We start from the raw sequence: 14210 nt of genomic DNA, 5'->3' as shown, positions 1-14210 counted from the left end.
TCTTCCAAGTGGAAGGGGCGGTTTTTTAATTTGAAGGAGGAAATGAAACATGTACAAAACAATTGCAGCAGCATTATTGGCCAAGTCCCTGCACCAATCGGCAGATGAAATCGAGAAACAAATGGAGAGACCGAAAAAGCTGCAGCATGGAGACTATGCCTTTCCATGCTTTGCTTTGGCGAAGGAAAAAAGGCAAGCACCGCACATCATTGCAGCCGGATTAGCTAAAGACTTATCGCATGATGTATTTTCTGCCATCACGGCAATGGGTGGCTATGTCAACTTCACACTCGATAAGAAGCTTGCCGCAAGCCGCGTGCTGCGTGATATTCATCAACAGCGTGAGCGTTACGGAAGTTCAGCTGTCGGGAAGGGGCAGGTCATAACAATCGATCTTTCCTCTCCTAATATTGCAAAGCCCTTCTCCATGGGGCATCTTCGCTCGACTGTCATCGGGAACAGCATCAGTCTATTGCTGGAAAAGCAAGGCTATGACGTTGTCAGGATCAATCATGTCGGTGACTGGGGCACACAATTCGGCAAGCTCATATGTGCTTATGAAAAATGGGGAGACGAAGAGAAGGTTCGTGGGAATACGATTCCGGAATTGCTGAAGCTGTATGTCCGCTTCCATGAAGAAGCAGCCGATGATGAGCAGCTGGAGCAGGAAGGAAGAGACTGGTTCCGGAAATTGGAGCAAGGTGACGTGTATGCAAATAAGCTTTGGCGCTGGTTCCGTGACGAATCGATGAAGGAATTCGGGCGTGTGTATCAAATGATGGGCGTACACTTTGACTCGGATGCAGGAGAAGCGTTTTATAATGACAAAATGGAACGTGTGGTCGCGGAATTGGAACAAAAGGAGCTGCTAAGTTGGTCGGAAGGCGCGCAAGTGGTCCGCTTGGATGAACAGGAGCTTCCGCCCAGCCTGATCAAGAAGAAGGATGGTGCCACATTATACGCGACACGTGATCTGGCCGCAGCCATTTACCGTAAGGAAACCTATGGATTTTCCAAAAGTCTGTATGTTGTCGGTCATGAACAGAGCCTGCATTTTCAGCAGCTGAAGCTGGTACTCAAGAAGATGGGCTATGAGTGGGCGGATGGAATCAGCCATATCCCATTCGGCATGGTTTTGCAGGATGGCAAGAAGATGTCAACCAGGAAAGGGAAGCTGGTGCTGCTCGATAAGGTGCTGAAGCAGGCGATTCAGCTGGCTGCCGCAAATATAGCGGAGAAAAATCCTGATTTAGTCGATAAAGAGGAAATAGCAAGGCAGGTCGGGGTCGGGGCGGTGTTATTTCATGATTTGAAGCATGAACGCATCCGTGATATCGAGTTTTCCCTGGAGGATATGCTGCGCGTAGAAGGAGAGACAGGACCGTATGCGCAATATACGCATGCCCGGGCTTGTACGCTGCTTGCTAAAGCAGGTGATATCCGCTGCAATCCAGAAGTTTCTGCAGAAGCCGCCGCGGATGCCTGGCCGGTACTCTCCCAGCTGATCCAGTTCCCGGAAGCAGTTGATGCCGCAGCTGCCCACTACGATTCTTCCCGTATTGCCAAATACGTGATCGATCTTGCGCAGGCATTCAACAGCTACTATGGAAAGGTGCGCATCTTGGAAGAAAATGATGACCTTGGTGCTCGCTTAGCCATCGTCGAAGCAGCAGCCGCGGTATTGGCAGAAGGGCTTCGCCTACTCGGCATTGCAGCACCGAAACAGATGTAATCCACTAATAGGATCCTGCCCAGGAATCGGGATATCGGGAATCTGTATGTCGATCGGTGAAAGGCTGTGTTCTTTCCTGTTTGCCATCATTCGAGGTTTTTATGCAAAACGTACTATCATTGATACGAGCATCCGCTTATAATACGGATAAATAACAAAAAACAGGCGGTTACGCATGAAAATCAAAGCATTCTTTCCTGCATTTTCGGGTCTTCTTTTATTGGCAGCGTGCAGTGGCGGTGTTCCAGCACAGCAGCCGCAAGCGGTCCATACAGTTCAGCAAAAGACAATCGAGCTGGAACAAAAAGAACAGCCAGCCATTCCATCATCGATTTCGATAACAGCAATCGGTGATGTGCTCTTGCATAGTTCCATCTATACAGAGGCAAAAAAAGGGAGCGGCTATGATTTCGATCCGATGTTCCAGGATATCAAGCCATATCTTGGAGAATCGACACTTACCGTAGCGAATCAGGAGTCGATCATGGGCGGGGAAGCACTGGGGCTCTCCTCTTATCCGACCTTTAACAGTCCTGATGAAATAGGTGATACTTTAAAGGACGTCGGGGTGGACGTCGTCACGATGGCCAATAATCATACGCTTGATCAAGGAGCAGCTGGTGTGAAGCATGCAACAGCGCAGTATGAGAAGATTGGTATGGCATATACTGGAGCGTATGCAAACAAGGTAGATAGCGAAAAGCTAACAATAGAAAAAACGGCAGAGGGTATCTCTGCTGCCTTCCTTAGCTACACGTATGGTACCAATGGTATTCCTGTACCCAAAGGAGAAGATCATCTAGTCAATCTGATTGACAAGCAGCAGATAAAAGAAGATATCCAAAAAGCAAAACAGGAAGCGGATGCTGTCATCGTCAGCTTGCATTTTGGAACTGAATACGAGGATGATCCCAGCGATGAACAAAGAGAGCTGGCTCAATACGCTGCTGACCAAGGAGCGACAGCGGTATTGGGCTGTCATCCGCATGTGCTGCAGCCGGTTGATTGGCTGACTGGTAAAGACGGTAATAAGACGCTTGTCATCTATTCGCTTGGGAATTTTATTGCTGCACAGGATGGAATGGATCGGCGTATCGGCGGAGTCTTCCAATTTGATATCGAAAAGGATGGCAATGAAGTGACCGCAGGGTCCCCGAGAATGCTGCTGACGTACCTATCTTTCACGGATTGGCATCATTATCGTATTGAGCCGATGCATCAGCTGCCGGAGCTGAAGGGGATATATGAAGAAAAGAAAAAGCATATGGCGAGGCTTGCGCCGGACCTCACCTTTATAGAGGAAGATCCATCAAGCTAACTGCTTGATTCCCTTTCGTGTGTACCGTATCTTTAGAAGGAAAAGCAGAAGGGGGAGACAGATAATGGAACAAATCCATACAAAAGAAAAGTTCAACGAAATCATCATGAGTGAAGAGCCGGTGATCGTCAAGTTCTTCGCGGATTGGTGCCCGGATTGTACACGCATGAATATGTTTATCGATCAGGTGCTGGCTGAATACGGCAATTATAAGTGGTATGAGCTGAATAATGATGAAGTCCCAGATGTTGCAGCGGAACAAGAAGTAATGGGGATCCCAAGCATTCTCCTATTCCAGAATGGCGAGAAGCTGGCGCACTTGCATAGTGCAAATGCGAAATCCCCTGAAGAGGTCATCGCGTTCCTTCAACAGCAGCTTGGATAAGAAATAAGCTGAGAAGCTTCCCTGAATCAGCGGGGAAGCTTTTTTTATAACCCCTATCTTTTCTTTGACTAAAAAAGTTTCCTTTGGTAAACTCATGCTAACAACTACTAGAAAGAAGCGATCTTTATGAGTAAAGAACGAGATAAAGGCTGGCTCCAGCGAGCAGGGAATGCAAGCCTGGAGGAGTCGAACCATAGTGTGGCCATTCCGGAGAATGGCAGCTTCTTCAAAAAGCTTTTCGCGTTTATGGGACCAGGAGTCCTGGTGGCGGTCGGTTTCATTGATCCGGGGAACTGGGAGACTTCGATCTCGGCAGGTTCATCTTTTGGGTATACCTTGCTGGCAGTCGTCTTACTGTCGAATTTGATCGCCATGCTCATGCAGGGGCTCGCTGCCAAGCTTGGCATCGTTACCGGTCGCGATCTGGCACAAGCGACAAGGGATGCTTTTCCGAAAAAAGTGGTCGTGGTGCTTTGGCTGCTGACGGAGCTGGCAATCATTGCAACGGATTTGGCGGAAGTTTTGGGATCGGCCATAGCATTGAATCTGCTATTTCATATCCCGATCATGGCAGGTATCATCATTACGGCCCTGGATGTGCTTTTGCTGCTATTACTGCAGAAAAAAGGTTTCCGCTGGATGGAGGCCATCATCACCGTTTTGATGGTAACCATTGCGGGCTGCTTCCTATTCGAGATGATATTCTCGCATCCCGCCCTGTCAGAAGCAGTGAAAGGCTATATCCCTTCACCGGAAATCGTCACCGATCCATCAGTTTTGTTCCTGGCGCTTGGTATACTAGGTGCAACAGTCATGCCGCATAATCTATATCTGCATTCATCCATCGTGCAGACAAGGAATTACCAAGATACCGAAAAGGGGAAGAAGGAAGCTGTCCGCTTCGCCTATATCGATTCAACCTTCTCTCTTGGGGTGGCATTCTTTGTCAATTCGGCCATTTTGATCCTTGGAGCAGCCGCTTTCCATACAATCGGACAGCATGTGGAAGGAATCGAGGATGCCTATAAGCTGCTCAGTCCAGTGATCGGTGCCGGTGCAGCCAGCTTCCTGTTCGGATTCGCGCTGCTACTGTCTGGTCAGTCTTCGACCATCACTGGAACGCTGACAGGTCAGATCGTCATGGAAGGTTTCATTCAATTCCGGATAAAACCATGGGTCAGACGACTCGTCACAAGGATCATTGCCATCATTCCGGCTCTCATCGTGGTAGGGATATACGGTCCTTCAAGCACAGGTGATTTGCTTGTTTGGAGTCAGGTGATCCTTAGTCTGCAGCTGTCTTTTGCTGTCATTCCGCTGGTTCTGTTCACCAGCAGCAAGAAGAAGATGGGAGCATTCGCGAACAAGCCGCATATCAAGGTACTGGCTTGGACGGCGACTGGATTGATTGTCTGCCTGAATGCATTCATGCTTGGTTATATGATCGTGACAGGGCATGCTTTATGAAGCCGGTTTTTCAGCCGGCTTTTTTTGTACCAAAGTTTAGCCGATCCAAGTTGAAGGGAAAATAACAGGGAAGGAGAGGAGAACGATGCAAACTTTCAACCGTGCAATATACTTAGTGAATGGGAATATGGATGATGCCCAAATCGAACAGGAACTTAACCAGACGCTGCCGAAGCTTGCAGCATCGATCAAGCAGCTGAAAATCATCCAAACGAATGATCTGGAGGAATTGGTAAGCTGCAGCCGGGAGGCGGCGGAGCATATCGATCTGTTGATCATCCATGGCGGTGACGGTACCATCCATCAAGTGATCAATAGCATTGCGCCTTTACCTAAGCGGCCTACAGTTGCAATCATCCCCGGCGGTACATGCAATGATTTCAGCCGCATGCTTGGCCTTCCGCAAAACTTAAAGAAAGCAGCAGCTGTAATCGCCGACGGAAAGACTGCATCAATAGACCTCGGTCAGTATGAGGATTCGTACTTCTTGAATTTCTGGGGAGTGGGGCTGATTGCCGATGCATCGAATAATATCGATGAAGATCAGAAAGCGCGCTTAGGAGTGCTTTCCTATTTTATCAGTACAATGCGGACGGTTAATCAGGCAGAACCATTTGCATTTGAAATGGAAATCGATGGAGCGAGATTGGCAGGAGAAGCAGTCATGATCCTAGTGATGAATGGCCGTTTTATCGGCACAAGAGAGTTCGCAGGACCGGATATCAGGCCTGATGATGGCAAACTCCATGTAATATTCGTAAAGAATTCCAATCTTACCAGCTTTAAAGAACTGCTCCAGATTAAGCAGGATAAGACGGTGCTTTCAGATTTGACGGAGGTAGATATTCTGGAAGCAGAAAAAATCCGCTTTCATTCTCCAGCCGGCAAGCCTATCGATATGGACGGAGAGGTTTATCGGGAAACACTTGGGGAAGTGAAAATACTACCTGGACACCTTGATATGATAATCGGAGAATAGTTTGACAATTATGTTCCGTATCCTATATACTGGATATACTTACTATGAAAAAGGAGGGGAATCAGATGTTGCACACACTTTCGCGTGAAGCCGATCAGAATCTATTGCATCGCCGCGCGATTATTCATGTTTTTGTTGGTAACGGGATACGTATGCCCTTTTTTACCAACTGAATAATGAATAATGTGCAGGATCTATTTCTCTACAACATGATCGATTAGGAAAGGCGTTTCAAGAGAACCACACCCTGCGTGTGGTTTTTTTGTACCCATTTTTCCCCATTTGTCAGAGTCAGACAGTCTTGCTGTCTGGCTTTTTTTATAGAAAAGGAGCGGATATTATGTTGATTACACTGAAGGATGTCAAAAAAATCATGGGCGGCAACATATTGTTTGAAAAGCTCAACCTGGAGCTGAAACCAGGGGAAAAGCTAGGTTTGGTAGGAAGGAATGGCAGCGGCAAATCAACTATTTTCAAATTGATCGTCGGTATGGAAGCTTGTGACGATGGGCAGGTATTCATACGCAAGCAAGCAAAGATTGGCTACTTGGAACAAATTCCTGGCGGGCATGAAGGGACAGTCAAGGATTACTTGATGGGGGCATTTGAGGAACTGGCTGTCCTGCAGGAGAAAATGAGGAAGTTGGAGGAGCAGATGCTGGATCCGGACAAATTGGATAAAGCATTGGCGGCTTATGGAGAAATACAGACAGCTTTTTCAGAAGCTGGCGGCTATGAAATGGATGCTCGGATTGCGCGGACAGCAAATGGCTTGCATATTGCCCATTTACTCCAGGAGCCTTTCACCCGTCTCAGCGGAGGGGAAAAAACAAAAGTTGGTTTGGCATTTGTACTTCTGCAGCAGCCTGATTTACTGCTGCTGGATGAACCGACGAACCACCTTGATTTGTCCGCGATCGAGTGGCTGGAAAGCTTCCTCGCAAATTACGCGGGAGCCGTATGCATCATTTCGCATGATCAATATTTTCTGGATGCAACAGTCTCGCGAATCGCTGATTTGGAGGATGGGGAAGTGACTGTCTATACTGGCAATTTCACATCCTATCTGAAACAAAAAGAAGCGAAGCTGCTGCAGGAATTCGAAGCATACAAAGAACAGCAGAAAAAAATCAAGAAGATGAAGGAAACAATCAAGCGCCTGAAGCTGTGGGCGAATCAGGCGAATCCGCCCAATGAAGGGCTGCATAAGCGCGCCCGTAATATGGAAAGGGCGCTGGAGAGGATGGAGAAGCTATCCAGGCCGAATATTGATCCGGCTAAAATGAAACTCAAGCTTGCTGCCGATGAGCGCAGCGGGGAGGATGTCATCCGCTTGGAATCCATAGGCAAGCGTTTTGGCGGCAGGGAAGTGCTGCGGGATATCACACTGCATCTACGCTATAAAGAAAGATTGGCCATTGTCGGCGATAACGGTAGCGGCAAATCAACTTTGGTCAAGATCGTTCTTGGCTGCTTGGAGGCCGATGGCGGAAGTGTCAAAGTCGGAAGCTCGGTGCGGATAGGGTATTTGCCTCAGCATCCTTTGGGGGATGCTGATCCAGCCATGCGGATGATCGATTACTTCCGGGCGGTCATTTCTGTGACAGAAGCCCAAGCGAGACATATGCTGGCAGCCTTCCTGTTTTATGGCTATGCTGTATTCCAGCCGATCGGGCGATTGAGCGGCGGAGAAAGAATGCGGCTGAAGCTGGCGATTTTCATGCATCAAGGAATCAATCTGCTTATCCTGGATGAACCGACAAACCATTTGGATTTGGAATCCAGGGAAGTGTTGGAGGAGGCGCTGGGGCGTTTCGACGGGACAGTGCTGGGTATCAGCCATGATCGGCATCTTTTGAATACATGCTTTGATCAGACAGCTTACCTGGAGGAGGGGGTGCTGCATCGCCATCCTGGTAATTATGAACAGACGAAAGGCCGTTGGAAAAGATAAAGCAATAAAAAGCTGCGAGCGATTGCTCGCAGCTTTTCTTTATGCTGTAGGAATCCCGCCGGTGATGCTGTACACTTGTGCCGTTACGTAACTAGATTCCTCGGAAGCAAGGAATACATAGACGCTGGACAATTCGACCGGCTGTCCGGCGCGGCCGATAGGTGTGGCTGGTGTGCTGGAGCCGAACTCAGGGATATTATCCTGCAGCTGTCCGCCGGAAATCTGGAGAGGAGTCCAAATCGGACCAGGTGCAACAGAGTTCACCCGGATGCCCTTATCAGCGATTTGTTTGGCCAGCCCCTTTGTGAATCCGATGATCGTGCTCTTGGTTGCCGCATAATCCAAGAGCATCGGAGAAGGATCGAAGCCTTCCACGGAAGTCGTCGTGATGATGGAAGATCCCGCTGGCAGATGCGGAAGAGCGGCTTTTGTCAGCCAGTACAGCGGATAGACATTGGTCTCGAATGTTGATTTGAGCTGTTCGGTAGTCAGGTCGGCGATGTCCTCGACGGCCTGCTGCTTACCGGCGACAAGCGCAAGGATATCCAATCCGCCTAATTCTTCGACAGCTTCTTCTACCAGCTTATAATTGAATCTTTCGTTTTTAAGATCCCCGGGAATGAGTACGGCTTTTCTGCCTTCTGCCTCGATCAATTCCTTCACTTCCTCGGCATCAGGCTGCTCCTGGGGAAGGTAGTTGATGGCAACATCAGCACCTTCCCTGGCGTATGCAATCGCAGCTGCACGGCCGATGCCGGAGTCACCGCCTGTAACCAGTGCTTTTCGGCCGATCAGTTTACCGGAGCCTTTATAGCTTTCTTCCCCGCAATCAGGCTTTGGCTCCATATCCTTCTGCAGGCCGGGAGGGTCTTGTAATTGTTGGGGGAAAGTATCGTGATAGTATTGTGTTTTTGGATCCTTTGGCATATTCATACAGCTCCTTTTTGTATCGTTGTATATGCTATTGATACCACGTATGGAATAACTCAAACTGCATTTTCGTTATGTAAAGGGTTGCATGACAAAGTAATGTAAATGTGTTGAGAAATAGGTTTTAAGCACTAGGAGCAAGGGAATAGGCGGAGGTATAATTGCAGGACAATGTACAAGTGATGATCAGCGGTATGGGAGCAGTCCGATCTGCTCCGAATTGGCCATCGAGCAAAAATCAGCATAGGCGTTGGTTTTGATTTCTTTTTATACTTAGTGATAACGCCCGCCCTTCGCCTCACATAGGATAAAAGAGAAACAGGAAAGGTGTGGTGGAGATGTATTATTATAATACGGCAGAGCCACGCTCCCATATGCAGCAACAACAGATGAGCGATGGCCGGCAGCGCTATTATTACGAACCAATTTATCAAACCGAGCCCCAAGAGCGATATGATATGATGTACAATCATGATTGGATGCAAGCGAATGAAAATGTTGGTGATACTAACAGGCAGGCAGGTCCTTATACTTATAATCCTTTTCCGCCCGAGCACTTCACTCAGTGGGGGGGATGGCAGCAGCAAGGGCAGCCGCCGCAGCAGGTGACACCTTATGATTATTTTAAGAAACCGCCTCTTGCGCCGTACTGGCATGCCTTCGCGCAGCCGCCGAATGTCTATCAGCCAAAGCAGCAATCACAGCTGACGAAAGGCCTGGCATCTTATTTTCAGGATAAGAATGGTCAAATGGATATCAATAAGATGATGTCGACTGTCGGACAAATGGCATCGACAGTTCAGCAAGTATCCCCTATCGTCAAATCACTTGGTTCATTTTTGAAGATATTGAAATAAAGACAATGGAAAGCGAAGATGATCGTATGACAGGAATATTGTGTATACATGGCTTCACTGGCGGCACATATGAAGTGGAGCCTTTGACTGAGTATTTGATGAATCATACTGATTGGAAAGTCGAGAAGGTTGCTTTACCTGGCCACGGGACCACTGATGAGCTATCCTTGCGCGGAGTCGGGCACAGGGAATGGATAGAGGCTGCAGAAGGGGCATATGAACGGCTGGCGCAGGAATGCTCGCAGATCTACGTCATCGGTTTCTCGATGGGCGGGATGATTGCTTCCCACTTAGCTGCAAAATATGGTGCAGACAAGCTTGTGCTGCTGTCAGCTTCAGGGAAGTACCTGAACTGGAAGCTGCTCACGCTGGAGGCTTGGCAATATATGAAGAAGCAGATGAGCGGTGATGTCATCGAGGATTTGAATTTACTCCGGAAAGAAAAGAGGGGCAAGGTTCCGTTGCGGGCATTCTTGGAATTCAAGAAGTGTGTGGATTATACGAAGAAATCATTGCCTGCTGTCTCTTGTCCGGTTTTCATCGTACAGGGAATCCAGGATAGCCTGGTGCCATATCGGACCGTCAAGTATCTGCACAAGCATCTAGGTTCTGAAAATCAGAAGATGGTTCTTTTCGATGAATCGAAGCACTTGATCTGCCTCGGTCCGGATATCGACCAGATCTGCACACAAGTGGAGGAATTCCTGCTTGAGGCGTGAATTTTCCAGCGGTGGGGTGTTTAATATCCTTCAGCTGGGGAGAAAATATAAGGACAGCTGTGAAGATTGGCAGTGTGCTGCTTGAAAAGCGCATAGGGAGTTCCAAAGATAATGTGACTCTTTTGGAAGGGCTTTAATGGGATATCATGCATGTAGATATACGTGTAATCATAGATATAGGTAGAATTCAGACAAATAGTATGTTACTATAATTAAATCCAATGAATGCTTGCTTAAGGCCTCTTCCCAAGCGTGGAGGAAGGCTTTTTTATTGTGTATAACTGCCGTGCTTCATCAGTGAGACTTTTTTTATATAAAGGAGTAAAAAGAAATTGACAACATTTAGTTCATTAGGTATTTCGGAACCAATTTTGAAAGCATTAGATAAGATGGGATTTGAAGAGGCGACACCGATCCAAGCCGAAACGATTCCTTTCGCTTTGGAAGGAAAAGACGTACTAGGTCAAGCGCAGACTGGTACTGGTAAAACAGCTGCCTTCGGTATTCCGATGATCAGCAAAATCGATCGCTCCAAGCGTCAGATCCAAGGCCTGGTAATTGCACCAACGCGTGAGCTTGCCATCCAGGTCGGAGAAGAGCTCCACCGCCTTGGCCAATTCAAGGGCATCCGTACGCTGCCGGTTTATGGCGGTCAGCATATGGACCGTCAGATCCGTTCATTAAGAGAAGGTCCGCATATCGTCGTTGCGACACCTGGTCGACTGCTTGACCATATCCGCCGCAAAACAATCAATATCAGCAATGTACACACTGCTGTATTGGATGAAGCAGACGAAATGCTGAACATGGGCTTCATCGATGATATCCGTGAAATCCTTGCATCGATCCCGGAAGAGCGCCAGACATTGCTCTTCAGTGCGACAATGCCGAGGGAAATCCGTGATATCGGTACAAAATTGATGAAAGACCCTACGGAAGTCAAAGTAAAAGCAAAAGAGATGACTGTGACGAACATCGACCAGTCTTACATCGAAATTCAGGAAAGACAGAAATTCGATACACTTTCCAATTTGCTTGATATCGATGAGCCGACATTGGCAATCGTATTCGGCAGAACGAAGAAACGTGTTGATGAAGTGACGGAAGGATTGCAGGCTCGCGGATTCCGCGCAGAAGGCATCCATGGCGATCTTACACAAGGCAAGCGTATGTCCGTGTTGAACAAATTCAAAAATGGCCGAGTGGAAATCTTGGTAGCAACTGATGTTGCTGCCCGCGGTCTTGATATCTCCAACGTTACACATGTATATAACTTTGATATTCCGCAGGATCCGGAAAGTTACGTACACCGCATCGGACGTACAGGACGTGCTGGTAAAGGCGGACAAGCAGTCTCCTTCATCACGCCGAGAGAAGTCCCGCACTTGCATTTGATCGAAAAAACGACAAAGAGCAAGATTGCTCGTAAACCAGCTCCGACAAATGATGAAGCTGCCCAAGGACAGCAGCAGATTGCGATCGAGAAAATGATGCGCACGATCGAAAACAAGGATCTGAAAGCATACAACGAGAAAGCGAACGAGCTGATCGAGCAGTTCGGAGCAGAAACAGTCGTTGCAGCTGCACTGAAAATGCTGACAAAAGAGCGTCGTAATACACCGGTCCGTATTACTTCCCTTGCTCCTGTCAGTGTGAAAGGCAGTTTCAAGGATAAGAAGAAATATCGCGGTGGTTCCCGCGGCGGTAACGGCGACAGACGCGGTTATGGCGGTCGCAATGGTAAGCCTCGCAGCCGCAATTATCAAGGTCAAGGCAAACGCAATAACAGCGGCGGCTACCGCGGCAAACGCAATAACGATAATTGATCGGAGACAGACACCTGAGAAGGTGTCTGTTTTTTATGGTCTTTATGGTGAAACAAATCACTAGTTCAATCGTATGATATGACTGGAAAGAGGGTGGAGTATCATGAAGGCACAGCCGCGCAATAGAATTGCATCAAGCGCGAAGAAGGTTTGGAGGATAAATGCGAGTCTGTATATGCTGCTTGTGGTCATTGCGGCAGGAGTCGTCACATATTTTCAAGATGCCTGGTCCATACCGGATTTGGTCCTGTATATTGGATGGGGTGTGATCATCGCTGCTTTATTCTTTTTTATCTGGCTGCTTCCGGCAGTTCGGTGGAAGAGATGGCGTTATGAGGTGTTTGAGCAGGAAATATACATACAAAGCGGTATTTTCATTGTCACGCAGACAATTATACCGATGATCCGGGTGCAGCATGTCGATACGGAGCAAGGTCCGATACTCAAGAAATTCGGTTTGGCTACGGTATCTGTCTCGACAGCTGCAACCACTCATCAAATACCAGCTCTCGCTTTGGAGGAAGCGCTGGAGCTGCGGGATAGGATCGGAGTGCTTGCTCGCGTGGAGGAAGAAGATGTCTGAACCGAAACGGATGCATCCGATCAGCATCGTCCTCCGGATGCTGAAGCTTATCAAGGATGCCATTGTTCCGCTGGTCATTGCTTTCATCGCATTATTAAGGGAATTGACGGAATTATTTTGGTGGAGTCCTTATGCACTTATCGGAATCGTATTGCTTTTGGATGGCTTGTTTGCCTTTTTGTATTGGTACCGTTTTACGTATCGGATGGAACAAGATGAACTTCGCATTGAGTCTGGGATCTTTGTCCGGAAAAAAAGATATATTTCCAAACATCGCATCCATTCTGTGAATACAAGTGCCAATATCTTTCACAGATTATTTGGTTTGGTGAAGCTGGAAGTACAGACAGCAGGCGGGGGGAAAGAAGCCGAGGGAGTGATCCCGGCTCTTTCCAAATCGGATGCAGCAGCAATCCAGCAATTCGTCAAAAGAAAAGAGCAAGATACTGTGCTTGAAAATGCAGAGGATACACAGCTTTCAGAGCATAGAGTGAGCTGCCGGCTCAGTTTCCGGCGTTTGTTGGCAGCTGCTGCCACATCGGGCGGTACAGGGATCATCTTTGGTTTTCTATTTGCAATCACACAGCAAGCTGACAATGTCATGGATATCAACATCTATTCTTTCTTCTATCACTGGCTGCTGAAGCAAAGTCTGCTTTTGTCCATCCTTTTTGCGGCCGGCAGTTTGGCAGTCACTTGGATGGTGGCGATGGTCGGTACCATACTGAAATACTGTTCCTTTGAAATAACGAAACAAGGGAATGAGCTTTTCATCCAAAGAGGGCTTTTGGAACGAAAGGAAATGACCATCCCATTGCACAGGATACAGGCACTGAAAGTGGAAGAGAATATATTCCGTCAGCCATTCGGGCTGCTGGCGGTCAGTGTGGAAATAGCAGGTGGGGAAGCTGGTAAGGATCAAAAGAGTGTTTCCACTGTTTTATTCCCGCTGCTTAGACGAAAAGAGCTTCGTGATTTTTTGGATGCCATGCTGCCTGAATATGTAGTCGGGACCGCTTATCGGAAACCGCCGAAGCGGGCTTTGATGAGGTATCTATTCCTGCCGGCAGCAATATCCATTCTTATCACGGGTGTGCTCATTTATTTCTTCGGCGGATATGGGCTATTTGCTCTTCCGCTCGTAGTGCTGTCCATCCTATTCGGTGTCTTGGACCATCGGGATGCAGGAGTATCATGGACGCAGGGTATGCTGACCATGCGTTATCGTGAACTGACACGTGTCACTGTTCATTCGCATCGCAAAAAGGTGCAGTCCTTCCATGAATCCCAGCATTACTTCCAATCAAAGAAGCAGCTTGGGACTTTGAAGATAGCAGTCGCATCGGGAGGTGCTGCAGGAAGCAGCTTTAAAGTAAAGCATTTGGATGAGAAGGATGCAGATGAGGCCTATGATTGGTATTCCTTCCGAAGCCCAAAAAGAACCGCACAGTAAATGTGCG

At 47.9% G+C, this 14210-nt stretch carries 12 protein-coding genes; 11 read left to right on the top strand and 1 reads right to left on the bottom strand.

The genetic code is table 11. The features are described 5' to 3' along the window. Nucleotides 1–49 precede the first annotated feature (49 nt). From argS to MHI54_RS06050, 6 genes are all read left to right on the top strand, one after another. Nucleotides 50–1732 (top strand): arginine--tRNA ligase, encoded by a 1683-nt coding sequence (gene argS, locus MHI54_RS06075; protein WP_340082632.1) that lies wholly within the window; start codon nucleotides 50–52, stop codon nucleotides 1730–1732. Nucleotides 1733–1907: 175 nt separating this feature from the next. Further along, the gene (locus MHI54_RS06070; protein WP_095216933.1) at nucleotides 1908–3050 is read left to right on the top strand and encodes a CapA family protein; all 1143 of its coding nucleotides are present in this window, start codon (nucleotides 1908–1910) and stop codon (nucleotides 3048–3050) included. A 64-nt stretch (nucleotides 3051–3114) separates the two neighbouring features. Further along, nucleotides 3115–3435, top strand: a complete 321-nt coding sequence (locus MHI54_RS06065) for a thioredoxin family protein (protein ID WP_095216932.1) — start codon at nucleotides 3115–3117, stop codon at nucleotides 3433–3435. Nucleotides 3436–3561: 126 nt separating this feature from the next. Then, on the top strand, nucleotides 3562–4902 hold the full coding sequence (locus MHI54_RS06060; RefSeq protein WP_095216931.1) for an Nramp family divalent metal transporter: 1341 nt from the start codon (nucleotides 3562–3564) through the stop codon (nucleotides 4900–4902). Between the two features lie 85 nt (nucleotides 4903–4987). Beyond that, a complete protein-coding gene (locus tag MHI54_RS06055; protein ID WP_340082630.1) occupies nucleotides 4988–5881 on the top strand; it encodes a YegS/Rv2252/BmrU family lipid kinase in 894 nt (297 codons plus the stop codon). Nucleotides 5882–6221: 340 nt separating this feature from the next. Beyond that, complete coding sequence (locus tag MHI54_RS06050) at nucleotides 6222–7835, top strand: ABC-F family ATP-binding cassette domain-containing protein (protein ID WP_095216929.1); 1614 nt, start codon at nucleotides 6222–6224, stop codon at nucleotides 7833–7835. 39 nt (nucleotides 7836–7874) lie between these two features. On the opposite strand, the gene MHI54_RS06045 is transcribed toward MHI54_RS06050, so the two are convergent. Next, complete coding sequence (locus MHI54_RS06045; RefSeq protein WP_340082629.1) at nucleotides 7875–8768, bottom strand: SDR family oxidoreductase; 894 nt, start codon at nucleotides 8766–8768, stop codon at nucleotides 7875–7877. A gap of 335 nt (nucleotides 8769–9103) precedes the next feature. Here MHI54_RS06045 and MHI54_RS06040 point away from each other — a divergent pair, with 335 nt between their 5' ends. From MHI54_RS06040 to MHI54_RS06020, 5 genes are all read left to right on the top strand, one after another. Further along, entirely contained in the window at nucleotides 9104–9622 is a 519-nt protein-coding gene (locus MHI54_RS06040) for a YppG family protein (RefSeq protein ID WP_095216927.1), read from the top strand. A gap of 26 nt (nucleotides 9623–9648) precedes the next feature. Further along, the gene (locus MHI54_RS06035; RefSeq protein WP_095216954.1) at nucleotides 9649–10341 is read left to right on the top strand and encodes an alpha/beta fold hydrolase; all 693 of its coding nucleotides are present in this window, start codon (nucleotides 9649–9651) and stop codon (nucleotides 10339–10341) included. Nucleotides 10342–10673: 332 nt separating this feature from the next. Then, a complete protein-coding gene (locus MHI54_RS06030; RefSeq protein ID WP_095216926.1) occupies nucleotides 10674–12167 on the top strand; it encodes a DEAD/DEAH box helicase in 1494 nt (497 codons plus the stop codon). Between the two features lie 103 nt (nucleotides 12168–12270). Then, the gene (locus tag MHI54_RS06025) at nucleotides 12271–12750 is read left to right on the top strand and encodes a PH domain-containing protein (protein WP_340082628.1); all 480 of its coding nucleotides are present in this window, start codon (nucleotides 12271–12273) and stop codon (nucleotides 12748–12750) included. After that, nucleotides 12743–14203 carry a PH domain-containing protein gene (locus tag MHI54_RS06020; protein WP_095216924.1) on the top strand — a complete coding sequence of 487 codons (1461 nt, stop codon included), beginning with the start codon at nucleotides 12743–12745 and terminating at the stop codon, nucleotides 14201–14203. Before MHI54_RS06025 ends, MHI54_RS06020 begins: the two co-directional genes overlap by 8 nt. The last annotated feature ends 7 nt before the right edge of the window (nucleotides 14204–14210 follow it).

It is taken from the genome of Terribacillus sp. FSL K6-0262 (genome assembly GCF_037977385.1).
Lineage (GTDB): Bacteria > Bacillota > Bacilli > Bacillales > Amphibacillaceae > Terribacillus.
The sequence above is the reverse complement of the archived record's forward strand: the minus strand, read 5'-3'. Positions and strand labels throughout refer to the sequence as shown.